This is a genomic window from Pseudomonas sessilinigenes (genome assembly GCF_003850565.1).
Classification (GTDB): domain Bacteria; phylum Pseudomonadota; class Gammaproteobacteria; order Pseudomonadales; family Pseudomonadaceae; genus Aquipseudomonas; species Aquipseudomonas sessilinigenes.
This window is the reverse complement of sequence record NZ_CP027706.1, coordinates 3,061,354-3,084,811: the sequence shown is the minus strand read 5'-3', so window position 1 is coordinate 3,084,811 and position 23,458 is coordinate 3,061,354. Positions and strand designations below refer to the sequence as shown.

The window sequence follows — 23,458 nt, the reverse complement described above, 5'->3', positions numbered from 1 at the left end:
GGCCCCAGGCAGGGCCATGGCGCGGGCCGCCACCGTCAAGCGATCTCGAACAACCCCGCTGCGCCCATGCCGCCGCCGACGCACATCGACACCACCACGTAGCGCGCCTTGCGCCGCTTGCCTTCGAGCAGCGCGTGCCCCACCTGGCGCGCACCGGTCATGCCGTAGGGGTGGCCGATGGCGATGGCGCCACCGTTGACGTTGCAGCATTCGGGGTCGATATCCAGCTGGCGCTGGCAATACAGGGCCTGGCAGGCGAACGCCTCGTTGAGCTCCCACAGGTCGATGTCCTGGACCTGCAGGCCGTGCTGCTTGAGCAGCTTGGGAATGGCCAGCAACGGGCCGAGGCCCATCTCCTGTGGCGCCAGCCCGGCCACCGCCATGCCGCGATACAGGCCCAGCGCGCTGTAGCCCCGCTGTTCGGCCAGGCGCCGGTCCACCAGCACGCAGGCACTGGCGCCATCGGACAGCTGGCTGGCATTGCCGGCGGTGATGCTTCCGCCATCGAGCACCGGCGCCAGGCGCGCCAGGCCGTCCAGCGTGGTTTCGGGCCGGTTGCCCTCATCCTGGTGCAGGGTCAGCGCCTGCAAGCGGGAAACCCCGGTGAGCTTGTCGACGATCTGCTGCCGGACCTCGATGGGCACGATCTCATCGGCAAACAGCCCCTGGGCCTGGGCCCGGGCGGTACGCAACTGCGAGACATAGGCGAACTCATCCTGCTGCTCGCGGCTGATGCCGTATTTGCGTGCCACCACCTCCGCCGTTTGCAGCATCGGCATGTAGGCATGGGGTACTGCCTGGATCACCGCGTCATCCTGCTCGTCGGCGACCCACTGGAAATAGCGTTGCTGCACCGCGGAGATATTGTCCTGGCCGCCCGCGGCCACTACGTCCATGCCATCGACGATGATCTGCTTGGCCGCCGTGGCGATCGCCATCAACCCCGAGGAACACTGGCGATCCAGGGTCTGCGCGCTCACCGAGACCGGCAACCCGGCGGCGAACACCGCATTGCGCCCCAGGTTGGAGCCAGCAGTCCCGGCGGCCAGCACCGTGCCGATGACCACATCGTCGATGGCCCCGGGCTCGACCCCTGCGCGCTCGACGGCATGGCGCAGGGCATGGCCCATCAGCGTCGGTGACTTGATGTGGTTCAGCGCGCCACGCCCGGCCTTGCCGATCGGCGTGCGCGCGGTGGAGACGATCAGTGCCTCACGCATGAGCGCCCTCCTTCACCGCCGGATAACGCCCCGAGAGCAACGCCCCGGCACCGGGCACCACAGGCTCCAGGCCCAGGTGGTCGAGCATGCGGCGTACCGTGCACACCGCAGTGGAAGTCACCGGAATGCCCAGGGCATCCTCGGCCGCCTGGATCGACGGCAGCGACTGCATCTGCACGCAGGCCGACAGCACCACCACGTCCACGCCCCGGGTATCCAGGCGCCGCACATCCTCGAGCAACAACGCCGGATCACGCTTGCCCACCTCGAGGTTGTCGGGGATCTCGAAGGCGATCGAATCGACCACCTCGATGCCTTCGCTCTCGATGTATTCCACCACTCGGTCGCACAAGCCGCGCATGTACGGCGCCAGCAAGGAGATGCGCTTGGCGCCCATGATCTTCAGGCCTTCGACCAGGGCCCCGGCCGAAGTCATCACCGGCGCCTGGCACTGGTTGGCCCGGGCGATGGCCGTCAGCTCCTCCTGGACCTTGCGGTGGTAGCCGTTGCCCATGGCCATGATCGCCACCAGGCAGGCGGTGCTCATCACGTCCACCCGGGCGTCCGCCAGCTCGGCCGCGCAACGCAGGGCTTCGCGGTTCATCGCCTCCAGCTCCTCGCGGGTCACCTTGTGCATGCGCATGCGGCTGGAGTGGAAGGTGAAACGTTGCGGCCGGATCAGTTGCCGGGCATGGAGCATCGCCGGGATCTCGGTTTCCATCGTGGTGTTGGAGCTGGGCACGATCTGGCCAATTCGATAGGTCGCGTTCATGGGCGGCCCCCTTCATCAGTGATGTGGTGGAACTGCAGGATGTCTCGCAGGGCAGGCGGGATCGGCACCCCAAGGCGCTCCCGCGGCTCGATGCAGATCGGCGCGAACACGCCTTCGAAGGCCAGGCGCCCGTCCGCCAGCCGGGCATGGGCCAAGAGGTCGAAGCTGCGCTCGCGAATCGCCCCGACCCGGATCACGATGTCCACCGTGGTTTCCGGCGGCAGGCTCACGTGGAAGGTCAGCGCCATGTGCTTGCAAGGCAGGCCGACATTGGCCTCGCCCTTGGCCCCCGGGCCCCAGCCGATATGCCGGTAGAAGTGCATGACGGCACCGATCAGGTACTCGCTGAAACGCCCGGTGAAGGCCACTCCCGCCGGGTCGCAATCGATCCAGCGCACCGTGCGCCGCACCGTGAACGGCTGATGGTCGACGACCATCTCGACACTCTCGTTCATGCCGGGCTCCCGACACGACCCAGGCGCGCCATCAGTTCCGGGTATTCGCGGCGCAGGCGCTGGTCATCCACGCGGCCGGTGCGGGTCATGAACTGGTAGACGAATTGCTCGGCGCTGTAGTCGTCCATCCAGCGCGCCATGTCCTCGTACCACAGGTAGGAGCGCTCCGAGGCGCGGATCAGCTTCTGCTTGCTGGGCTTGTGGCCCTGCTCGTAGGCCGCGAGGCCAGCCAGGGCATCGCCGCTGCAATCGAGCAGCGCCCGGGCCAGGGCAATGGAGTCGTTCATGGCGATGCGCGTGCCCGAGCCGATGGAGAAATGCGCGCTGGCCAGGGCATCGCCCACCAGCACGTGGCGGCCATGGGTCCAGTGGGCATTGCGGATCACCGGGAACTGGCGCCAGACCACCCGGGCGCCACCGTCGAGCAACGGCGCGCCTTGCAACTCGGGGGCGAAGATCTTTTCCATCAGCGCCTGGCGCTGGCCGTCGTTGAGTCTGCCCAGGTCCAGGCGCTGCCAGGTAGCGTCGTCGCACTCGGCGACGAAGGTGCTCATGGTGTCGCTGTAGGCGTAGTAATGGGCCACGAAATGCCCGCCGCCATACTTGCGGAACACCAGCGCCGAGGCGTCGAACACCTTGGGCGTGCCGTACCAGGCGAAGTGGTTGCCCAGGGTGCTGCTGGTGGTGCCGAAACCGCCTTCGAAGGCCCGGCGCACCACCGAGTTGATACCGTCTGCGCCCACCACCACATCGGCGTCGTCCAGCCCCAGGCGGGCCAGGTCGGCGAGGCTTTCCAGGCGTTCGCGGTAATGCACTCGCACTCCCGCGGCTTCGGCTTGCTGCTCGAGGATCTGCAACAGGGTCAGGCGTGGAATGGCCCCGCCCTTGACCGGCAGGCGGATATCGATGGCGGTTTCCGCCTGCACGATCACTTGGTGCTCGTGCTGCTTGGTGGCGGCACACAGGGCATCATAGGACGCCTCGTCGGCCTCGCGCAGTTGCTGCAGCCCGCTGTCGGCCAGCACCACGCCAAAACCGAAGGTCGCGTCCGCCGCGTTCTGCTCCACCACTTCCACTTGCCAGTCCGGCGCGCCGCGCTTGAGCAGCAAGCCCAGGTAGAGCCCCGAAGGGCCGCCACCGACAATCGCGATCTTCATCACTGCTCTCCCCGGCTGATCTGCAACCGATAACGGTCGAATTCACTCACCTGGCCAACGAAGCCACCGGTCAACGCGGCGTTCCACAAGGCCGGCACAAAGCCCAGCTGCTTGCGCTCGAACACCAGGGCGTCTTCGCTGGTGATCTTCCAGTAGCCGTTGCCGAGCTTTTCCAGGTGCACGCCGCTGGCCTGCTGCGCCGCTTGCACCAACGGCGAGAACTCCGGCGCATCGAGCACGTACAAGGCCAGCTCGTCGTCGGCCCCGGGATCGATGGCCCTGGCCTTGGCCCGCCATACCTGGTCGATGCTGGTGAATGCACCGCCACCGGCCTGCAGGCCGTCTTCCAGGGCCATGGCCGCTTCCAGGGTGCGGGTGGCATCCTCGGCGTCCAGGGCGTCCATCGGCCGCTCCTGGATGGTGATCTCCAGGTAGTAGCCGTTCGGGTCGTTGAAGTAGATCGACTCGATCAGCTCGTGGCGAATCTGGAAGATCAACGCGATGCCCTGGCTCTCCAGGCGCTCGCGCCAGGCCAGCAACTCCTCGCGGCTGTCGACGCGCCAGGCGGTGTGGGTGGCCTCGTAGCGGTAGTCCGCTACGGGCTGGGTGTAGTCCGGCTGCTCGGTGTTGATGTAGTAGAAGAACGCGATGGTGCTGTGCTGGCCGCTGTCGAAGAAAAAGTGCAGGAAATCGGGGTGGTTGGACGGTCCCCAACCACGGGCCGAGATCGCATGAACCAGCGGCAGCCCCAATTTGTCGCGGTAGAACTCCACGGTCTCACGAAGTTTCCAGATGGGCCTGGCACTGTGGTGGACGCCTTTGAGAACGGGCTGGTTTGCCATTTTCGGTACTCCTTTGAACGGTCTGTCAGTTCGCTTGCTTGGCCTTTTCATGCAGCACGTTGGCCTTGACCTGCTCGCGCAGTTTTTCCTTGCTGAGCTTGCCGGAGGCGGTCAGCGGGAAGGCCTCCAGCACTTCGATGCGCTCCGGCCACTTGAACTTGGCCAGGCCGTAGTCCTCGAGGAAGGCGCCCAGCTCGGCGACCGTGGGCGCGGCGAAACCGTCGCGCAGCACCAGGGCGGCGCACAGGCGCTCATCGAATACCGGGCATGGGTAACCCACGGCCGCCACCGCAGCGACGGCCGGATGCCCGGCGACCGCCAGTTCGACTTCCTCGCAATTGATCTTTTCGCCACCGCGGCTGACCAGGTCCTTCAGGCGGCCGCAGAACACGAAGTAGGTCTTGCCCTCCAGGACCTTGGTGTACATCAGGTCGCCGGAGCGGTAGTAACCGTCGCGGGTGAAGGTTTCGCGGTTGCGCTCCTCGGCACGGAAATAGCCGTGGATGGTGTACGGCCCCTTGAACGCCGGTTCGCCGATCTCGCCGGGCTTGGCGTCCTGCTCGGTGCCGGGCACCAGGATGCGGATGTCGTCGAAGGCCGAGACTGGCCGGCCATTGGTAGTGTCGTGGGCCTCGGCCCCGTCTTCGCGGTGGCCGAACATGATCACGCCTTCGGTGATGCCGAACACATTGTGGGTCCGCACCCCCAGCAGCTTCTGCAACTTGGCGGCGCTGTTGGCCACCAGCACGCCCCGGGCATTGCCCAGGTCGACCCGGCCATCCTGGATCGCCGATTCCAGGCGGGCGATGATCGGCCCGCCAAGCATCAGCCAGGTCGGCCTGGTCGAGGCGATCAACGCAATCAGGGTTTCCGGCTGCAGGTCGGGGGTCACGGTGATGGTGCCGCCGGTCATCAGGAACGGCCCGAAGCAGCAACCCATGTTGAGGTTGTGCACCATCGGTTGCGGCATGAACAGCACGTCGTCAGCCCGGTAATCGAGCCACTGGGCCACGGCGCGCATGTTGTACAGGTACTCGTTGTGAAAGCGCGGGATGATCTTCGGCACCCCGGTGGTGCCGCCGGACAACTGGTAGACCGCCACCTGGAACGGGTCCAGGCGCACGCCTTGCAACAGCGCTTCGGCACTGGCCAGGTCGATGCCGTCCACCAGCGCATCCTGGTGCAGCACGCCGTCCTGGGCCGGGCCCCGGGCCTGCATGATCAACTGCAACGACGGCGTGGCTTCGCGCATCTTGCGGGCGAAACCGACGCTGTCGAACTTGGCGTCATCGCCCTGGACGATATGCAGCTTGGCCTCGGCCAGGTTGGCCAGGTAGCCGATCTCGCGCTCGCGGTGCGCCGCCAGGGTGCAGATCGGGATCAACCCGGCCTTGAGGCAGGCGAGGAAGGCGATCACCAGCTGCTCGCTGTCGCGCAGCTGGAACACCACCGGGTCCAGCGGTTGCAGGCCCTGCTGCAGGAAGGCCCCCGCCAGGCGGGTGGAGCGCTGGTCCAGCTCGCGATAGGTGATGCGCAGCCCGGGGCCGAGCAGCGCGACGTTGTCCGGGTACTGGCGGACGATGGCGGCAAAACCATCGACCAGGGTCTGGAAACCGAGCACCCCTTCACGCAGGTAGCGCTCGAGCTCGCCCTGGGGCGGATAGACCACCCCGGGAATCGGCGCGGCGACGTGGCGCAGGGGTTCGCCGCGGGTATCCGAGGCAGTGGAGAAAGAGGCTTGAGTTGTTGTAATTGTCATGACTGCACGCTCTTGATCGTTAGGATGCTTGGCCGTTCAGGCTCTTGGTCGTCTAGAAGTGGTCTTGGAGCCACCGTTGCAAATGCCTGCCGGCGAGGATCTGGCCGCTGGTCTCGCCCTCCTCCAGGGCCTGGCCGTGATGGTTGCCGCGCACCCGCTGGCGCTCCTTGCTGGATGCTGGAATGGCGTCGTAGATGGCGTCGGCGTCGCCGGGGAATACGCAGTTGTCACCGCTGTACTCGATCAGCAGCAGGGGCTGCTCCATGGCCCCGGCGCACTTGGCCAGCGAAGCGTTCGAGGACAACCCGGACCAGGTCGACAGCCACGACTCCGGGGTCACCGTGCGGGCAAAGCTGACGCTGCCCAGGTTGGAAATAAACGGGTCGCTGCCCCACAGGGAGCCGACATAGCGGTCGGACGGGTCGAGGCTGGTGTCCCAGCAGCGCAGGTCGGCATCGGTGCGCCACACCTGGAAGATCGGGCCATGGCTGGCCACGGCCTTGTCCTGGCGCGAGCCGCCGTTCTTGAGGCGTTCGCGCGCGGCCTGGCGTTGTTCGACCAGGTGCCGGGCGAAGGTATCGATACGGGCGACCCGCTGGCGCTGCGCGGCGCGATAACGCTCGATGAACTCGGCGCTGTAGCGCGAGCTGTCCGGCGGTGCGCAAAAGCCATTGGCGGCGCTGAACGGGTCCAGCCGAGGATCCACCGAGAACGGGTCCAGCTCATCGGTGACCGAGGGGTCCAGGGCATTCATCAGCAAGATGCCCTGGCCCGGATGCGGCGACACCAGGGCGATGCCGTCCGCCGCGGGCAGGTCGGCACTGGCGAAACGGGTGGGCCGCCCGGCGGGGGTATGGCTGATGCGCTGTGCGGGAGCGCACAGGGCCTGCTGGTTGTAGAAGGCAAACAGCCCGGCGCCCCCCGAATTGCCCAGCAGCACGATGGTCTCGAAACCCTGCGCCCGCAGGTGACGCATGCCGGCGGCGACATCGTAGAGCGCGAACTCGTGCTCCAGGCGCAGGTCGTTGCCGATCGAGCGCGCGCCCTGGACCCAGCAGGCCCAGCCCGCATCCAGGGCATCGGGCACCAGGTAGTGGGTCAGCACCAGCTCGCGAGGATGCATGATGAACAGCACCTTGCGCTCGCCACCCCGGGAAAACAGCATGCCCAGGGCGCCTTGGCCGTCCTCGGTCAGCAACGGGTGCGGGGTGGATCGATACGGCTCGAGCATGCGCTGGGCACTCCAGGATGCACCACGCAGACCGGCGGTCACTGCGACTTTCTTGTTGTTGGGATTAGCCACGACGGGCCCTCCTGCCAGATCCCGAAGGATCGCTTACAAGCAATAATTGAGATGCACTCAATTAAACCTGAAGCCAGACTAGAACAACAATTGAGATAGTGTCAATTATAGCCCTGGAAAAATTTCCCGCCCTCGCCCGAAGGCGCTTGCGGATAGCCGGCCAACACGGCCTCCAGCGCCCCGAGCGCCGGTTGCAGGTCCTCGGCCAGGCGGGTCGCCAAGGGGGTGGGCGCCAGTTGTCGGCCTGCGCGCAGGAACAGCGGATCGTTGAAGCGCCGGCGCAACTTGCCCAGCACATTGCTCACCGCGGGCTGGGTCAGGCCCAGGCAGTGCGCCGCGCGGGAGACGTTGCGCTCGCGGTAGACCGCAACGAAGGCCACCAGGGCGTTGAGGTCCAGGCTGCGCAGCAGGCAGGGATCGAGGGAAGTGGGCGGCATAATTGACAGATCCTCAATTTGAACCCGGCAAAAGCTAGATGCTAATCTGAGAGCCTGTCAATTAGCCCATGGGACATCTGGATGTCTGAGAAACCCGCCTCCCCCGTCACCGCCAAGGCCGCCCCTCGCAAACGTTCGGGACGTCGTCCCAAGGGCGACCAGGACGTCTCGCGCGAGGCCATGATCAACTGCGCCATCGGCATCGCCCAGGGCGAATCCCTGGCGGAAGTCAGCATGGTCAGGATCGGCAAGGAACTGGGGGTCGCTGCCGGCATGGTCCACTATCACCTGGGCAACCGCGACGAGCTGATCAGCGCGGTGATCAACGCCGCATTCAAGGAGCGCCTGCAACAACTGCCGCCGATCACCGGCCACTGGCGCCAGGACATCGAGGCCTTCGCCCACTCGTCGCTGGCGATCCTCGAACGCTGGCCGGGCCTGGCGACCTACATCCTCACCGAGAACAAGTTCCGCCTGTTCCAGCGCGTGCAGCCGGGCGAGATCGACTATGGCCTGGCCTACTTCGATCACATCGGCCGGATCCTCGAACAGGCCGCCCTGCCCCAGCCCTTCGCCGCCATGGCCTATCACCTGTTGCTGCTGTTCATCTCGGTGATCGCCGCGGAAAAGGAAAACCACCAGGCGCCACAAGCCCATGGCGATTTCATCAGCGGCTACCTGGCCAGGTCCGCCGGCGACTACCCGGGCGCGGCCTTTCTCGGCACGCACTTTGTCCAGGTCAATAGCGGCAACACCTTCGAAGCCGGCCTCGGCCTGCTGCTGGATGGTTTCGAAGCCTGGCGCCGGCCAACTGCCTGAGCGGCCAAGTGGGCCGGACCGGTTACATACGCAGCTCGAAGTCGGGGAACAGTTCGCCCAGGGCAGCCCACAAGTCGGGCAACTGGCCTTGGGGCATTGCAGGGGGCAGGTCCTGATCGAGCATCCGGGCAGTGCGTACCCACTGCACGACGAAGCGTTCGACGCCACGCTGTCGCAGGCGTTCGGCCAGGAGCATGAGCCTGGCCGGATCGACCAGGTGCCAGTGCACCGTGGTCCGGCATTCGTAGTCCACGCCACTTTGCAGCAGGTATTCCAGGCTGCGCCAGTTGGCCGCGCCACTGCCGCGCACGCCGGTGATGGCCTGGCAATCCTCGGCCAGGGACTTGACGTCGAAACCCACCCAATCGGCCAATGGCAAGGCCCGGTCCAGGGCTTCGGGCTTGATCCCGGCGCTGTGCAGGCCCACGGCGAAGCCCAGCTCCCGGACCTGGGCCATGGCGTCCGGCAACCCCTCCTGCAAGGTCGGCTCGCCACCACTGAACACCACCGCTTCCAGCAGCCCCTGGCGGCGCCGGAGGAATTCCAGGACCTGCTCCCAGGGACGCTCATCGAGGCCTCGGGGCGGGATCAGTTGCGGGTTGTGGCAGTAGCGGCAGCGCCAGGCGCAGCCCTGGCAGAACAGCACGCAGGCCAGCCGCCCCGGGTAGTCGAGGGTGGTCAGGGGCACCAGGCCCCCGACCCGTAGTGCTCGGTTCAAGGGTGAGTGGCCGTGGCCGCGCGTTCGTTGAAGTGCAGGCGCTCGCGATGCTCGGACTGTTTGCCGGGATTGAACGCGGCGACCGGACGATGGTAGCCCATCACTCGGGTCCAGACTTCGCAGCGCTGGCGTTGGGCGGTAGGCAGGTTGGCTTGTGCAGTCATGGGAGAAACTCCTTGGTCTTCAGGGAAAGTGGCTCAGTGCAGGCTGCCCTGGCGCTGCGCCAGCAACAGGGCCTCATCGCATTTCGGGCAGAACTCGTGCTCGCCATCCAGGTAGCCGTGTACCGGGCAGATGGAGAAGGTCGGGGTGATCGTCAGGTATGGCAGGCGGAACCGCTCCAGCGCCCGGCGCACCAGTTGCTTGCAGGCCTGGGCCGAGGAAATCCGCTCGGCCATGTACAGGTGCAGCACCGTGCCGCCGGTGTACTTGCATTGCAGCTCGTCCTGCAGTTCCAGGGCCTCGAACGGATCGTCGGTGTAGCCCACCGGCAGCTGCGAGGAGTTGGTGTAGTACGGCGCCTCATGGCAGCCGGCCTGGAGGATGCCGGGGAAGCGCTTGCGATCCTCCTTGGCGAAACGGTAGGTGGTGCCCTCGGCCGGCGTGGCTTCGAGGTTGTACAAATGCCCGGTCTCTTCCTGGAAGCGCACCAGGGTGGCGCGCACATGGTCCAGCAGGTTCAGGGCGAAGCGCCGGCCCTGGGCGGTGTGCAGGCCCATCTGGTCGTCGCTGAAGTTGCGCAGCATCTCGTGCAGGCCGTTGACGCCGATGGTGGAGAAGTGATTGCGCAAGGTGCCCAGGTAGCGCTTGGTGTAGGGATACAGGCCGGCGTCCATGTGGTGCTGGATGACCTTGCGCTTGACCTCCAGGCTCTCCATGGCCAGTTCCATGAGCAGGTCCAGGCGCCGCAGCAAGCCGCTGGCATCGCCCTTGTACAGGTAGCCCAGGCGCGCGCAGTTGAGGGTCACCACGCCCAGGGAGCCGGTCTGCTCCGCCGAGCCGAACAGCCCGCCGCCGCGCTTGAGCAGCTCGCGCACGTCCAGTTGCAGGCGGCAGCACATGGAGCGCACCTGGTTGGGTTGCATGTCCGAATTGAGGAAGTTCTGGAAGTACGGCAAGCCATAGCGGGCGGTCATCTGGAACAGCCGCTCGGCGTTGTCGCTGTCCCAGGGAAAGTCATGGGTGATGTTGTAGGTGGGAATCGGGAAGGTGAACACCCGGCCCTTGGCGTCGCCGGCCTGCATGACCTCGATATAGGCGCGGTTGATCAGGTCCATTTCGGCTTGCAGCTCGCCATAGGCGAAAGGCATTTCCTCCCCGCCGATCACCGGGATCTGCTCGCGCAGATCCTGCGGGCATACCCAGTCGAAGGTCAGGTTGGTGAAGGGGGTCTGGGTTCCCCAGCGCGACGGTACGTTGAGGTTGTAGATGAACTCCTGGATGGCCTGGCGCACCTCTTCGAAACCCAGCCGGTCCTTGCGCACATAGGGCGCAAGATAGGTATCGAAGGAACTGAAGGCCTGGGCCCCGGCCCATTCGTTCTGCAAGGTGCCAAGGAAGTTGACCATCTGCCCCAGGGCGCTGCCCAGGTGCTTGGGCGGCGCTGCCTCGACCCGCCCCGGCACGCCGTTGAGGCCCTCGTGCAACAGGGTGCGCAGGGACCAGCCGGCGCAATAGCCGGCAAGCATGTCCAGGTCGTGGATGTGCAGGTCGGCCTCGCGGTGGGCGCGGCCGATGGCTTCGCTGTAGACCTCGTCGAGCCAGTAGTTGGCGGTGACCTTGCCGGATACATTGAGGATCAGCCCGCCCAGGGAATAACCCTGGTTGGCATTGGCCTGGACCCGCCAGTCCTGGCGGTCCAGGTACTCGTTCATCGAGGCCGCCACCTCTACCAGGGTCTTGCGATCGCGGCGCAGGCGCCCGTGCTGTTCGCGGTAGACGATGTAGGCGCGTAGCGAGAGGAAGTGCCCGGCGTCCATCAGCACCCGTTCGACCCGGTCCTGGATCTGCTCCACATGCAGCTGCGGACACCCTTCCAGGTGGGCCAGGACCGCCGCCAAAAGGCCTTCGCTTTCGGCTTCGGCGTACTCGCCAGTGGCCTTGCCGGCAGCGATCAGCGCCTGGCGGATCTTGTCCGCGTCAAAGGCCACCAGGCTGCCATCGCGCTTGTGCAGCCGGTTGTGCCCCACTTCGATCAGTGTGCTGTGCATTCACCCTCCTGACACTACATATAGGTGTTTTGGAATCTCAAAACACAAGATGCAGGAATATTACGGAGCATGAGATTGATTGCCATTGATCGTGATCAAGTATTTTTCCGCTCCCCGGCGACTGCCCAATACCAAACCCCGTAACCGCTGCCGAGCAGCGCGAGGCTGCGTACGAGGCCGCAGGACTCGCCGGGTAGGCAACACGTTTCGCAAGGTTCTGCGGGATGGAAGGCTTGGCGGCAAATGGCGCGTCAACCCCCGCTCATGTTCATGAAGCGCACCAGTTGCACCGCGCCTTGGGGATCGAAGTCATGGCGCAGCGGCTTGCGCCGCAACGCCTGTTGCAGGGCGTCGATCAGCGGCGCATCGTCCAGCGGATAGCGGCGCAGCAGGCCGCGCAAGTCCAGGGAGTCTTCCTGGCCCAGGCACAGCAACAGCTTGCCCTCGACGGTCAGGCGCACCCGGTTGCAGGTGGCGCAGAAGTTGTGGCTGTTGGGTGAAATGAAACCGACGCGGGTTCGCGGATGCTCCACCAGGCGCATGTAGCGCGCCGGGCCGCCACTGTTCTCGGCACTGTCGAGCAAGGCATGGCGGCTGGCGATCAGCCGCCGCACCTGGTCGCTGGCACAGAACGCCTCGCCCCGCGAGCGCCCCACCTCCCCCAGGGGCATTTCCTCGATGAAGGTGATATCGATGCCCTGGTCGATAGCGTATTGCAGCAGCGCCGGCACCTCGTCGAAATTGCGTCCCTGCATCACCACGCAGTTGAGCTTGATGCCTTCGAAGCCGGCCTGCCGCGCGGCCTCGATACCGCGCAGCACCTGGTCCAGGTCACCGTTGCGGGTGATGGCCCGAAAGCGCTGGCCGTCCAGGCTGTCCAGGCTGATATTCAACCGGCGCACCCCGGCGTCGGCCAGGGGCCGGGCCAGGCGCTGCAACTGCGTGCCGTTGGTGGTCATCACCAACTCCCGCAGGCCCGGCAAGGCCGCGATCTGCCGGCACAGCTCGACAATCCCCGGGCGCACCAGCGGTTCGCCGCCGGTCAGGCGGATCTTGCGCACGCCCTGGCCGACGAACAGCGTGGCCAGGCGCAGCAATTCCTCCAGGGTCAGCACCTGCTGGCGCGGCAGGAACGTCATGTCGCTGGCCATGCAATAGACACAACGTAAATCGCAGCGATCGGTCACCGACAGGCGCAGGTAGTCGATCTGCCGCCCGAAGCCATCCTGCATCAGCTTGCCCATGCTCCTGCTCCTATTGCACCAGCGGCGAATCGGCACCCTGCAGGCGGATCCCGCGGATGTCCGCGGCGCCCACCAGGGTCTGCAGGTACTGCACCACCGCCTTCTGCCATACCCCCTGCTGCAGCTGGGTACGGATCGCCGTGGCCACCGCCTCGTAGGGCAAGGGCTGGCCCTCGATCCGCTGGTCGACGCTCAGCACGTGCCAGCCATAACGACTCTCCAAAGGCTTGGCCACCAGGCCCTGGGCCTGGGTGAACAACTGGCGCTCCAGCTCCGGCACGGTCTGGCCCTTGCTGATCTGCCCCAACTCGCCGCCCTGCTCCTTGGACGGACAGGCCGAGTACTTGCGCGCCAGCTCGGCGAACTGCCCGGGGAACTGCACCAACCGCTCGCAGAGAATCTGCGCCTGGGTGAAGGCCTGGGCCCGCGCCTGGGCATCGTCCGGGGCGCACTCGAGCAGGATATGCCGCACCGCCAGCAGCGGCGCGCTGTGGAAGCGCCCGCGGTTGCTGGCGTAGTAGCGCTGGCAGCTGGCCTCGTCACATTCGGGCACCTGCACCTCATGTTCCAGGAGCAAGCGGGTGGCCGCCTCCTCCTGGTTCTCCCCGGCACCGAGCCGGGCCCCAAGGCCCAGCTCGGCGATCCGTTGCTGCAGCAGCTCGCGGATCACCAGCGCCCTGGCGGCCAGGAACACCGCCTCCTGGCGATCGGCCGCCGGATGGTATTGCAGCTCCTGGGCCATGGCCTGGGGCTCGATCAAGATGCCGTTGACACTGACCACCGGCCATTCCTGCTCACTGCTGGCAATCAGCTGCGGCGTTATCTCCACCGCCAGCTCCGGCCCCTGGCCAACCGCCTGGGGCGGGTGCACTGCCGAGGAGGAGCAGCCGCCATTGCCCCCCCCATTACCGCCACATCCGCATCCACTGGTCATGGTCGCCTCCTCAGGCTTTCTGCCGCACGATTTGATAACGCCGGCCCAGGTACCACACCGGGGCACTGACGATGTGCACCAGTCGAGTAAAGGGAAACAGCACGAACAGGCTCAGGCCCAGCAGCACATGCAGCTTGTACACCAGGGCCACCGGGGCGATGGCCGCCGCCGCATCCACCGGCCGCAACAGCACGGTGTACTGCGCCCAGTCGGCGAGCATCACCATCACCGAACCGTCCATGTGCCCGGTGGAGGCGACGATGGTCAGCAAGCCCAGCAGCAACTGGGCCAGCAGCACCAGCAGGATCAGGATGTCCGAAGTGCTGGAAGTCGCCCGCACCCGAGGGTCGGTCAGGCGCCGCTTGATCAGCAGCACCAGGCCCAGCAGGCACAGGAGGCCGAAAAATCCACCGGAGACCATGGCCAGCAGTTGCTTGTGCTCGGTGCTGATCACGTGGTGATAGACCGAGGCCGGGGTCAGCAAGCCGACGAAATGCCCGGCCAGGACGAACAGCACGCCGATGTGAAACAGGTTGCTCGCCAGCCGCATGCCACGGCTGGAGAGCATCTGGCTGGAGCCGGCCTTCCAGGTGTACTGGGACAGGTCGAACCGCGCCCAGCTGCCCAGCAGGCAGATCGCCAGGGCCACATAGGGATACACCCCGAACAACAACAGGTTCCACTTAGACATTACCCACCTCCCCGGCCGGCTTGCGGGCCAGCCCTTGATCCTGAAAATCCACCCAGTGCAGCGGCACCGCGCTTTCCTCCCGGGGCTTGCCCGGCGCACTGGCCTGTCCGGCGCAACGGTCCTGCTGCTGGGCCTGGAGGAAGTCCACCGCCTCCTCCTCCCAGATCTTGTCCAGGGCCTCCAGGGAATCGTCGCGCTGCTCCGCCGCCACCTGCTCACGCACATCGGCCACGGCCTGGTGCGGCTCGGCCCCGGCGATCTGCAACAAGGCGCGGAAGCAGCCGGCATAGAAGCTCTCGCGCTCTTCCAGGCGGGCGGCGAGCAGCGCCAGCAGGTGCGCAACATCGGCCAGGCCCTCGCGCGCCTCCAGCTCATCGCGAGTCGACAGGTACTCCAGGTACAGCGGGATGTAGTCCGGCAGCTCCTTGACGCCCAGGGCGAAACCCGCCGCCTCGTACTGGGCCAGCAAGTCGACCATGGCCTGGCCGCGATCGCGGGACTCGCCGTGCACATGCTCGAACAGCAGCAGCGACAGTGACCGCCCCCGGCCGAACAGCGCCCCGTAGTGCTCCTGGCGGTCCATCAGGTCGTTGTTGCAGATCAGCTCCAGCAGCTCGAACAGCGCCCCGCGCTGGCGCGGGCTGATCTCCCGGGCCTGGATGATCGCCTGCTCCAGTTCATCTCGGCCGGCGACCAGTTCCTGGGTCGGGTAGTCCAGCAGCAGTGAAATCACCTTGAGAATGCGCATGGTCAGTCCTCCCACAGTTGGACGGTCTTGATGATGTCGCGGCGGTTGGCCTTCTTCGCGCCGAACAGGTTGGTGTCGGAACTGCCGCTGCAGCCGCTGCCGAAGCTGAAGCCGCAGCCCGAGCGCTCGGCGAAGGCGTCGCTCATGGCCTCTTCGCGATGGGCGCTGGGCACCACGTAGCGATCTTCATAGTTGGCGATGGCCAGGTAGCGGTACATCTCCTCGACCTGGGCCACGCTCAGGCCGACGTCGGCCAGGACTTGCAGGTCCGGTGTGCCGTCCACCTGTTCCGAGCGCTTGTAGGCACGCATCGCCAGCAGGCGCTTGAGTGCGCGCCGCACCGGTTGCTCGTCACCGGCGGTCAGCAGGTTGGCCAGGTAGCGCAGCGGAATGCGCAGGCTGTCGACATCCGGGATCACCCCGCTCATGCCCACGGTGCCGGCCGCCGCGGCGTTCTGGATCGGCGACAGCGGCGGCACGTACCAGACCATCGGCAAGGTCCGGTATTCCGGGTGCAGTGGCAGCGCCAGTTGCCAGTCCACGGCCATCTTGTACACCGGCGAGCGCTGCGCGGCGTCGATCACCGACTGCGGCACGCCATCGGCCAGGGCCTGGCGGATCACCGCCGGATCGTGGGGGTCGAGGAAGATCTCCAGCTGCTTCTGGTACAGGTCCTGCTCGTCGGCGGTACTGGCCACCTCGCTGATGCGGTCGGCGTCGTAGAGCAGCACGCCGAGGTAGCGAATGCGCCCGACGCAGGTCTCGGCGCACACGGTGGGCATGCCGGCCTCGATCCGTGGGTAGCAGAAGATGCACTTCTCGGACTTGCCGCTCTTCCAGTTGAAATAGATCTTCTTGTACGGGCAGCCGCTGATGCACATGCGCCAGCCACGGCACTTCTCCTGGTCGATCAGGACGATGCCGTCTTCCTCGCGCTTGTAGATCGCCCCGCTCGGGCAGGACGCCGCGCAGGCCGGGTTCAGGCAGTGCTCGCACAGGCGCGGCAGGTACATCATGAAGGTGTTTTCGTACTCACCGTAGATGTCCGCCTGGATCTGGTCGAAGTTGCGATCCTTGCGGCGCTTGGCGAACTCGCTGCCCAGGATCTCCTCCCAGTTGGGTCCCCACTCGATCTTCTCCATGCGCTTGCCCGACACCACCGAGCGTGGTCGAGCGGTGGGCTGGTGGTTGCCCGAAGGCGCGGTGTGCAGGTGCTGGTAGTCGAAGTCGAACGGCTCGTAGTAGTCGTCCAGGCCTGGCAGCTCGGGGTTGGCGAAGATATTGGCCAACACCCGGAACTTGCCGCCGATGCGCGGGTTGATCGAGCCATTGGCGTTGCGCACCCAACCGCCCTTCCACTTGTCCTGGTTCTCCCACTCCTTGGGGTAGCCGATCCCGGGCTTGGTCTCGACGTTGTTGAACCAGGCGTATTCCATGCCCTCGCGGCTGGTCCAGACGTTCTTGCAGGTGACCGAGCAGGTGTGGCAGCCAATGCATTTGTCCAGGTTCAGGACCATGCCGATTTGCGAACGGATCTTCATGACTGCATTCCTCATTCCATCTCGGTGGGCAACGGCTGTGGCAGCTCGTCGCCACGGGAACCGTCGAGCCAGTCGACCTCGGCCATCTTGCGCACCACGACGAACTCGTCGCGGTTGCAACCGACCGTGCCGTAATAGTTGAAACCGTAGGCCTGCTGGGCATAGCCGCCGATCATGTGGGTGGGCTTGAGCACCACCCGGGTCACCGAGTTGTGGTGGCCGCCACGGGTGCCGGTGGTCTCGGAACCGGGCACGTTCACGATCCGTTCCTGGGCGTGGTACATCATCACCATGCCCTCCTTGACCCGCTGGCTGACCACCGCCCGGGCGGTCGCCGCGCCGTTGGCGTTGAAGCACTCGATCCAGTCGTTGTCCTGGATGCCGGCGCGCTTGGCGTCGATCTCCGAGAGCCAGACGATCGGCCCGCCACGGCTCAGGGTGAGCATCAGCAGGTTGTCGCTGTAGGTGCTGTGGATCCCCCACTTCTGGTGCGGGGTGATCCAGTTGAGGACGATCTCCGGGTTGCCGTTGGCGCGCTTGCCCTTCACCGCTTCGATGGTCCGGGTGTCCACCGGTGGCCGGTAGTTCATCAACTGCTCGCCGAAGGCCTGCATCCACGGGTGGTCCTGGTAGAACTGCTGGCGCCCGGTGATGGTGCGCCACGGGATGTTCTCGTGGACGTTGGTGTAGCCGGCGTTGTAGCTCACGTGGTCGTCTTCCAGGCCGGACCAGGTCGGGCTGGAGATGATCTTGCGCGGCTGGGCCTGGATATCGCGGAAGCGGATCGCCTCATGGGCCTTGGATTGCGCCAGGTGGCTGTGGTCGATACCGGTAAACCGCGACAGGGCTTCCCAGGCCTTGAGCGCCACGCGGCCGTTGGTTTCCGGGGCCAGGGACAGCACCACTTCGGCGGCGTCGATGGCGGTGTCGATCTTCGGCCGGCCCTGGCTGATGCCCGCCTCCTGCTCGCGGTAGTTCAACTCGCCCAGCAGTTGGACTTCCTCCTCGGTGTTCCAGTTGATGCCCTTGCCGCCGTTGCCGAGCTTTTCCAGCAACGGGCCCAGGGAGGTGAACTGCTTGTAGATGTTCGGGTAGTTGCGCTCCACCACTTGCAGGTTCGGCGCGTTCTTGCCCGGCTGTGGCGCCACTCCGGCGCTCTTCCAGTCGCTGCCGCCGAAGGGTTGGGCCAGCTCGCCGACGCTGTCATGCAGCAGAGGCACGGTGACCAGGTCCTGCTCGACCCCCAGGTGCCCTTCGCTCATCTCGGAGAAGGCCTTGGCGATGCTCTTGTAGATCTCCCAGTCGGTGCGCGATTCCCAGGCCGGGTCGATGGCCGCCGACAGCGGGTGGATGAAGGGGTGCATGTCCGAGGTGTTCATGTCGTCCTTCTCGTACCAGGTCGCGGTCGGCAGGACGATGTCGGAATACACGCAGGTCGAGGACATGCGGAAATCCAGGGTGGTGACCAGGTCCAGCTTGCCGGTCGGGCCCTGCTCGACCCATTCGGCTTCCTGCGGCTTGCAGTCGCCGGACTGGCCGATGTCCTCGTTCATCACGCCGTTGCGGGTGCCCAGCAGGTACTTGAGCATGTACTCGTGGCCCTTGCCGGAAGAGCCCAGCAGGTTCGAGCGCCAGATGAACATGTTGCGCGGGAAATTGGCCGGATCGTCCGGCTGCTCGCAGGCGAAGCGCAGGCTGCCGTCCTGCCAGGCCTTGACCACGTAGTCCTTGGGCGCCATGCCGGCCGCGGCGGCGTCACGGCAGATGTGCAGCGGGTTGCTGCTGAACTGCGGCGAGCTGGGCAGCCAGCCGGCGCGCTCGGCGCGGATGTTGTAGTCCAGGGCGTGCTCGGGGAACTGGCTCTTGTCGGCCAGGGGCGAGAGCACGTCGTGCATGTTCATCTTCTCGTGGCGCCACTGCGAGCTGTGGGCATAGAAGAAACTGGTGCCGTTCATCTGCCGGGGTGGCCGGCTCCAGTCCAGGCCGAAGGTCAGGGGCAGCCAGCCGCACTGCGGGCGCAGTTTCTCCTGGCCGACGTAGTGGGCCCAGCCGCCACCGGTCTGGCCGATGCAGCCGCAGAGCATGAGCATGTTGATCAGCCCGCGGTAGCTCATGTCCATGTGGTACCAGTGGTTGAGCGCCGCACCGAGGATGATCATCGAGCGGCCACGGGTCTTGTCGGCGTTGTCGGCGAACTCCCGGGCGATCTGGATCGCCTTCTCGCGGCTGACGCCGGTGATCTGCTCCTGCCAGGCCGGGGTCCCGGGTACGTTGGCATCGTCGTAGTCGCGAGCGACGTTGGCGCCGCCCAGGCCGCGGTCGATGGCCAGGTTGGCCGCCGACAGGTCGAACACCGTGGCCACCTTGACCTGGCTGCCGTCGGCCAGGGTCAGACTGCGCACCGGCACCCGGCGAAACTGCACGGCATCGCCCGCCACATGCTCGAAGTGCTCGTGGCCGGCACCGGCGAAGTACGGGAACGCCACCTCGGCGACGTCGCCGCCGATCAGGCTCAGGCGCAGGTCGATCTCGCGCCCGGCGCCGCCCTCGCGGGGCAGGATATTCCACTTGCCCTGCTCGCCCCAGCGATAGCCGATCGAGCCTTGGGGCGAGACCAGCTGGTCATCGGCATCCAGGGCGATGGTCTTCCACTCGGGGTTGTTGTCCTGGCCCAGGTTGTCGGCCAGGTCCGAGGCGCGCAGGAAGCGGTCCGGCTGGTAGCCGGCGCCCGGCGCGGTGCCGAGCATCGGCTTGAGCAGCACCAGCACCGGCAGGTCGGTGTAGCGCTTGGCGTATTCAGTGAAATAGGCGCTGGGCCGCTCCAGGTGGAATTCCTTGAAGATCACATGGTTGAAGGCCTGGGCCAGGGCCGCGTCGGTGCCCTGCTTGGGGTTGAGCCACAGGTCGGTGAGCTTGGCCACCTCCGAATAGTCCGGGGTGATGGCCACGGTCTTGGTGCCCTTGTAGCGCACCTCGGTGAAGAAATGCGCATCGGGGGTACGGGTCTGCGGGACGTTGGAACCCCAGGCGATGATGTAGTTGGAGTTGTACCAATCGGCCGACTCCGGCACGTCGGTCTGCTCGCCCCAGACCATCGGCGAGGCGGGAGGCAGGTCGCAGTACCAGTCGTAGAAGCTCAGGCAGGTGCCGCCGATCAGCGACAGGTAACGGGCGCCGGCGGCGTAGCTGATCATCGACATGGCCGGGATCGGCGAGAACCCCACCACCCGGTCCGGGCCGTACTGCTTCACGGTATAGACGTTGGCGGCGGCGATGATCTGGGTCACCTCGTCCCAGCTGGAACGGATGAAGCCACCCATGCCGCGCTTGCTCTTGTAGGAGTCGGCCTTGGCCCGGTCCTCGACGATGCTGGCCCAGGCCTCCACGGGTGGCAGGGTCTGGCGCGCCTCGCGCCACAGCTTGAGCAGCGCCTTGCGTACCTTGGGGTACTTCAGGCGGTTGGCACTGTAGATGTACCAGCTGTAGCTGGCGCCCCGGGGGCAACCACGGGGCTCGTGGTTGGGCAGGTCGGTGCGGGTGCGCGGGTAGTCGGTCTGCTGGGTTTCCCAGGTGATCAGGCCGTTCTTCACGTAGATCTTCCACGAACACGATCCGGTGCAGTTCACCCCGTGGGTGGAGCGCACAATCTTGTCGTACTGCCAGCGCGAACGGTAGACGTTCTCCCAGTCGCGCGATTCCTTGCGAGTTTCCCCGTGACCGGCGGAAAACTCGCCTTGCTTGCGGTTGAAAAACCGCAGTTGATCCAGCAAGTGACTCATGATGCTGTCCTCTCAGGCGTGCTGCGGGGTTCTGCGCCCCGACTCGGCAAAGGTTGGATACGGGGGCATGTCAGCAAGGGGTCTGGGCGCCCTTGCGGGCGTACCACCACCAGGTCACGACGATGCAGCTCAGGTAGAACACCACGAACATGTAGAAGGCCAGCGCCGGGCTGCCGGTCAGGCTCATCGAGGTGCCGAAGGTCTTGGGAATGAAGAAGGCGCCGAAGGCCCCCATGGCCGAGCTGAAGCCCAGCACCGCGGCCGACTCCTTGCCGGCGTCCTTGAGGGCCTGCTCGCGGGCGGCGCTGCCCTTGCCGCTGGCGGCGCGCTCATGCAGGGTGCGAAAGATCACCGGGATCATGCGAAAGGTCGAACCGTTGCCGATGCCGGTGGTGATGAACAGCAGCATGAACAGGCCGAGGAAGCCGTAGAAGTTGCCGCTCTCCCCCGGCTGCGGGATGAACGCCAGCACGCCGAAGACCATCAGGATCATCAGCACGAAGTTCCACAGGGTCACCCGCGCGCCGCCCAGCTTGTCCGCCAGCCAGCCACCCAGTGGCCGGACCAGGGCGCCCACCAGCGGGCCGAGGAAGGCGAACGTCAGGGCGTTGACCTGGGGAAAGGCCGTCTTGATCAGCAGCGGGAATGCCGCCGAGAAGCCGATGAACGAGCCGAAGGTGGCCAGGTACAACCAGCACATCAGCCAGTTGTGCTTGCGCTTGAAGATCACCGCCTGCTCGCTGAACGAGGCCCTGGCGCTGGACAGGTCGTTCATGCCGAACCAGGCCGCCAGGGTCACCAGCAGGATGAACGGCACCCAGATGAAACCGGCGTTCTGCAACCACAACCGGCCACCGTCGGCCAGCACCTGGGGTTGGCCGCCCAGCACCCCGAACAGGCCGAAGGTGATCACCAGCGGTACGCAGAACTGCATCACCGACACCCCGAGGTTGCCCAGCCCGGCGTTCAGGCCCAGGGCCGTGCCCTGCTGCGACTTGGGGTAGAAGAAGCTGATGTTGGCCATGCTCGAGGCGAAGTTGCCACCGCCAAAACCGCACAGCAGCGCGATCATCACGAACACGCTGTAGGGCGTGGCCGGGTCCTGCACGGCAAAGCCCATCCACAGCGACGGCGCCAGCAGCGAGGCGGTGCTCAGGGCGGTCCAGCGCCGGCCGCCGAAGATCGGCACCATGAACGAGTAGAACACTCGCAGCGCCGCCCCCGAGAGTCCCGGCAGGGCCGCCAGCCAGAACAGCTGGTCGGTACTGAAGCTGAAGCCGATGGCATTGAGGCGCACGATCACCGTGCTCCAGACCATCCACACGGCGAAGGCCAGCAACAGCGCGGGAATCGAGATCCACAGGTTGCGGGTGGCCGTGCGCTTGCCGCTCTGGCCCCAGAAGGCCGGGTCCTCCGGGCGCCAGTCGTGGATCACCGGGCCAGTGCCGGGCGTATTAAGAACCGACATGTTCTTCTCCTTGGGAAATGCTCGAAAACGGTGCCTGGATGGCGGATGGGTGCTTGCCCAGTAGCGGGCGCCGACGGATCTCGCTGAGGTACATCCAGATCAGCGACACCCAGACCACGCCGTACATCAACATGAAGCAGGAAGAGCGCACGCCGGTGAGGTCCACCAGGGCGCCGAACAGGATCGGCAGGATGAAGCCGCCCAGGCCACCGGCCAGGCCGACGATGCCGGACACCGCGCCCATGTTCTGCGGGTAGTCGTTGGCGATGTACTTGAAGACCGAGGCCTTGCCGAAGGCGAAGGCGATGCCCATGACGAACAGCAGCACGGTGAACAGCGCAGGGTTCAGACCGATATGCAAGTCCAGCGGGCCGTTGACGGTCTGCACCTGCAACTGGGTCTGCGGGTAGGACAGCAGGAACAGGCAGATCCAGCTCACCCACAGCACCCACCAGGTCACGCTCTGGGCGCCCCAGCGGTCCGACATCCAGCCGCCGACGGCGCGCAGCACCCCGCCCGGCAGGGAGAAGCAGGCAGCCAGCAGCGCGGCGCTCTGCAGGCTGAAGCCGTACTCCTGCACGTAGTACTTGGTCATCCACAGGGCCAGGGCCACATACCCGCCGAAGACGATCGAGTAGTACTGGCAGTAGCGCCACACGGCAGGCTCGGCCAGGGCCTTGAGCTGTTCGCCCAGGCCGACCGTGGACACCCGGCGATGGGCCTTGTTGTCAGCGCTGAAGAACCAGAACAGCAGCGCGGTGAGGAACAGGATGGCGCTGAACACCTTGGGTACCAGTTGCCAGCTACCGGCGGCGATCAGCGCCGGAGCGAGGAACTTGGTGACGGCCGAACCGGCATTGCCCGCACCGAAGATGCCCATGGCCAGGCCCTGGTTGTCCTGGTCGAACCACTTGGCGACATAGGCGATGCCCACCGAGAACGAGCCCCCGGCCAAGCCGACGAACAAGCCCAGCACCAGGAACTGCCAATAGGCGGTGGCGTGGCTGACCAGGTACAGCGGCAGTACGCAGGCCAGCATCAGCAGGCAGAACACGCTGCGTCCGCCGAAGCGGTCGGTGAGCATGCCCAGCGGCAGGCGCACCAGGGAACCGGTCAGCACCGGGGTGGCGGTCAGCAGGCCGAACTGGGTTTCGTTGAGCTGCAACAGCTCCTTGATCGGCACGCCGAGCACGGCAAACATCATCCAGACCATGAAGCAGACGGTGAAGGCCAGGGTGCTCATGCCCAGTACCAGGCCTTGGCGTAATCGTGGTTGAGTCATCTTGGAGTCTCCAGCCATTGATCCATGGCTGCAGACTAGGGAGGCCAACCCCGATAAAACTTGACACCGATCAAGGAAG

General features: G+C 65.9%; 20 protein-coding genes. 1 reads left to right on the top strand and 19 read right to left on the bottom strand.

Annotated elements, in window-relative coordinates:
* Positions 1-35 precede the first annotated feature (35 nt).
* The 8 genes from C4K39_RS14340 to C4K39_RS14305 form a co-directional block, all read right to left on the bottom strand.
* Positions 36-1,220 carry an acetyl-CoA C-acyltransferase gene (locus C4K39_RS14340; protein WP_068583345.1) on the bottom strand — a complete coding sequence of 395 codons (1,185 nt, stop codon included), beginning with the start codon at positions 1,218-1,220 and terminating at the stop codon, positions 36-38.
* Positions 1,213-1,992, bottom strand: a complete 780-nt coding sequence (locus tag C4K39_RS14335) for a maleate cis-trans isomerase family protein (protein ID WP_068583343.1) — start codon at positions 1,990-1,992, stop codon at positions 1,213-1,215. Before C4K39_RS14335 ends, C4K39_RS14340 begins: the two co-directional genes overlap by 8 nt.
* Entirely contained in the window at positions 1,989-2,447 is a 459-nt protein-coding gene (locus C4K39_RS14330) for an acyl-CoA thioesterase (RefSeq protein WP_124346743.1), read from the bottom strand. The genes C4K39_RS14335 and C4K39_RS14330 overlap by 4 nt, the downstream gene beginning before the upstream one ends.
* Positions 2,444-3,604 (bottom strand): FAD-dependent monooxygenase, encoded by a 1,161-nt coding sequence (locus tag C4K39_RS14325; RefSeq protein WP_124346742.1) that lies wholly within the window; start codon positions 3,602-3,604, stop codon positions 2,444-2,446. Before C4K39_RS14325 ends, C4K39_RS14330 begins: the two co-directional genes overlap by 4 nt.
* Positions 3,604-4,446 (bottom strand): VOC family protein, encoded by an 843-nt coding sequence (locus tag C4K39_RS14320; RefSeq protein WP_124346741.1) that lies wholly within the window; start codon positions 4,444-4,446, stop codon positions 3,604-3,606. Before C4K39_RS14320 ends, C4K39_RS14325 begins: the two co-directional genes overlap by 1 nt.
* Before the next feature lie 25 nt (positions 4,447-4,471).
* Entirely contained in the window at positions 4,472-6,205 is a 1,734-nt protein-coding gene (locus C4K39_RS14315; protein ID WP_124346740.1) for an AMP-binding protein, read from the bottom strand.
* Between the two features lie 52 nt (positions 6,206-6,257).
* Entirely contained in the window at positions 6,258-7,508 is a 1,251-nt protein-coding gene (locus C4K39_RS14310; RefSeq protein WP_178083964.1) for an alpha/beta hydrolase, read from the bottom strand.
* A gap of 101 nt (positions 7,509-7,609) precedes the next feature.
* A complete protein-coding gene (locus C4K39_RS14305) occupies positions 7,610-7,945 on the bottom strand; it encodes a LysR family transcriptional regulator (protein ID WP_068583331.1) in 336 nt (111 codons plus the stop codon).
* An 81-nt stretch (positions 7,946-8,026) separates the two neighbouring features.
* Here C4K39_RS14305 and C4K39_RS14300 point away from each other — a divergent pair, with 81 nt between their 5' ends.
* Positions 8,027-8,764, top strand: coding sequence for a TetR/AcrR family transcriptional regulator (locus C4K39_RS14300; RefSeq protein WP_124346739.1), 738 nt, complete (start codon positions 8,027-8,029; stop codon positions 8,762-8,764).
* Between the two features lie 22 nt (positions 8,765-8,786).
* Here the strand turns inward: C4K39_RS14300 and C4K39_RS14295 are convergent, their stop codons facing one another.
* From C4K39_RS14295 to C4K39_RS14245, 11 genes are all read right to left on the bottom strand, one after another.
* Complete coding sequence (locus C4K39_RS14295) at positions 8,787-9,482, bottom strand: anaerobic ribonucleoside-triphosphate reductase activating protein (protein ID WP_124346738.1); 696 nt, start codon at positions 9,480-9,482, stop codon at positions 8,787-8,789.
* Positions 9,479-9,646 carry an anaerobic ribonucleoside-triphosphate reductase gene (gene nrdD / locus C4K39_RS32235; RefSeq protein ID WP_068583321.1) on the bottom strand — a complete coding sequence of 56 codons (168 nt, stop codon included), beginning with the start codon at positions 9,644-9,646 and terminating at the stop codon, positions 9,479-9,481. Before nrdD ends, C4K39_RS14295 begins: the two co-directional genes overlap by 4 nt.
* Positions 9,647-9,679: 33 nt before the next feature.
* On the bottom strand, positions 9,680-11,692 hold the full coding sequence (locus tag C4K39_RS14285) for a ribonucleoside triphosphate reductase (protein ID WP_068583317.1): 2,013 nt from the start codon (positions 11,690-11,692) through the stop codon (positions 9,680-9,682).
* A gap of 251 nt (positions 11,693-11,943) precedes the next feature.
* On the bottom strand, positions 11,944-12,936 hold the full coding sequence (gene moaA / locus C4K39_RS14280; protein ID WP_068583314.1) for a GTP 3',8-cyclase MoaA: 993 nt from the start codon (positions 12,934-12,936) through the stop codon (positions 11,944-11,946).
* 10 nt (positions 12,937-12,946) lie between these two features.
* A complete protein-coding gene (locus C4K39_RS14275) occupies positions 12,947-13,870 on the bottom strand; it encodes a peptidylprolyl isomerase (protein ID WP_124346737.1) in 924 nt (307 codons plus the stop codon).
* Between the two features lie 10 nt (positions 13,871-13,880).
* Complete coding sequence (gene narI, locus C4K39_RS14270; protein WP_068583307.1) at positions 13,881-14,561, bottom strand: respiratory nitrate reductase subunit gamma; 681 nt, start codon at positions 14,559-14,561, stop codon at positions 13,881-13,883.
* Positions 14,554-15,309 carry a nitrate reductase molybdenum cofactor assembly chaperone gene (narJ, locus tag C4K39_RS14265; RefSeq protein ID WP_068583304.1) on the bottom strand — a complete coding sequence of 252 codons (756 nt, stop codon included), beginning with the start codon at positions 15,307-15,309 and terminating at the stop codon, positions 14,554-14,556. The genes narI and narJ overlap by 8 nt, the downstream gene beginning before the upstream one ends.
* Before the next feature lie 2 nt (positions 15,310-15,311).
* Positions 15,312-16,850 carry a nitrate reductase subunit beta gene (gene narH, locus C4K39_RS14260; protein WP_068583302.1) on the bottom strand — a complete coding sequence of 513 codons (1,539 nt, stop codon included), beginning with the start codon at positions 16,848-16,850 and terminating at the stop codon, positions 15,312-15,314.
* Between the two features lie 11 nt (positions 16,851-16,861).
* Positions 16,862-20,629, bottom strand: coding sequence for a nitrate reductase subunit alpha (locus C4K39_RS14255; RefSeq protein WP_124346736.1), 3,768 nt, complete (start codon positions 20,627-20,629; stop codon positions 16,862-16,864).
* A 70-nt stretch (positions 20,630-20,699) separates the two neighbouring features.
* Positions 20,700-22,097: a NarK family nitrate/nitrite MFS transporter gene (locus C4K39_RS14250; protein ID WP_053129315.1), complete on the bottom strand. Its 1,398-nt coding sequence runs from the start codon at positions 22,095-22,097 to the stop codon at positions 20,700-20,702.
* Entirely contained in the window at positions 22,084-23,379 is a 1,296-nt protein-coding gene (locus C4K39_RS14245) for an MFS transporter (RefSeq protein ID WP_068583296.1), read from the bottom strand. The genes C4K39_RS14250 and C4K39_RS14245 overlap by 14 nt, the downstream gene beginning before the upstream one ends.
* Between the last annotated feature and the right edge of the window lie 79 nt (positions 23,380-23,458).

Coding starts and splice junctions, on each gene's coding strand:
- C4K39_RS14340 (WP_068583345.1), bottom strand. CDS start 1,220: ATGCGTGAGGCACTGATCGTCTCCACCGCGCGCACGCCGATCGGCAAG.
- C4K39_RS14335 (WP_068583343.1), bottom strand. CDS start 1,992: ATGAACGCGACCTATCGAATTGGCCAGATCGTGCCCAGCTCCAACACC.
- C4K39_RS14330 (WP_124346743.1), bottom strand. CDS start 2,447: ATGAACGAGAGTGTCGAGATGGTCGTCGACCATCAGCCGTTCACGGTG.
- C4K39_RS14325 (WP_124346742.1), bottom strand. CDS start 3,604: ATGAAGATCGCGATTGTCGGTGGCGGCCCTTCGGGGCTCTACCTGGGC.
- C4K39_RS14320 (WP_124346741.1), bottom strand. CDS start 4,446: ATGGCAAACCAGCCCGTTCTCAAAGGCGTCCACCACAGTGCCAGGCCC.
- C4K39_RS14315 (WP_124346740.1), bottom strand. CDS start 6,205: ATGACAATTACAACAACTCAAGCCTCTTTCTCCACTGCCTCGGATACC.
- C4K39_RS14305 (WP_068583331.1), bottom strand. CDS start 7,945: ATGCCGCCCACTTCCCTCGATCCCTGCCTGCTGCGCAGCCTGGACCTC.
- C4K39_RS14300 (WP_124346739.1), top strand. CDS start 8,027: ATGTCTGAGAAACCCGCCTCCCCCGTCACCGCCAAGGCCGCCCCTCGC.
- nrdD (WP_068583321.1), bottom strand. CDS start 9,646: ATGACTGCACAAGCCAACCTGCCTACCGCCCAACGCCAGCGCTGCGAA.
- C4K39_RS14285 (WP_068583317.1), bottom strand. CDS start 11,692: ATGCACAGCACACTGATCGAAGTGGGGCACAACCGGCTGCACAAGCGC.
- moaA (WP_068583314.1), bottom strand. CDS start 12,936: ATGGGCAAGCTGATGCAGGATGGCTTCGGGCGGCAGATCGACTACCTG.
- C4K39_RS14275 (WP_124346737.1), bottom strand. CDS start 13,870: ATGACCAGTGGATGCGGATGTGGCGGTAATGGGGGGGGCAATGGCGGC.
- narI (WP_068583307.1), bottom strand. CDS start 14,561: ATGTCTAAGTGGAACCTGTTGTTGTTCGGGGTGTATCCCTATGTGGCC.
- narJ (WP_068583304.1), bottom strand. CDS start 15,309: ATGCGCATTCTCAAGGTGATTTCACTGCTGCTGGACTACCCGACCCAG.
- narH (WP_068583302.1), bottom strand. CDS start 16,850: ATGAAGATCCGTTCGCAAATCGGCATGGTCCTGAACCTGGACAAATGC.
- C4K39_RS14255 (WP_124346736.1), bottom strand. CDS start 20,629: ATGAGTCACTTGCTGGATCAACTGCGGTTTTTCAACCGCAAGCAAGGC.
- C4K39_RS14250 (WP_053129315.1), bottom strand. CDS start 22,097: ATGTCGGTTCTTAATACGCCCGGCACTGGCCCGGTGATCCACGACTGG.
- C4K39_RS14245 (WP_068583296.1), bottom strand. CDS start 23,379: ATGACTCAACCACGATTACGCCAAGGCCTGGTACTGGGCATGAGCACC.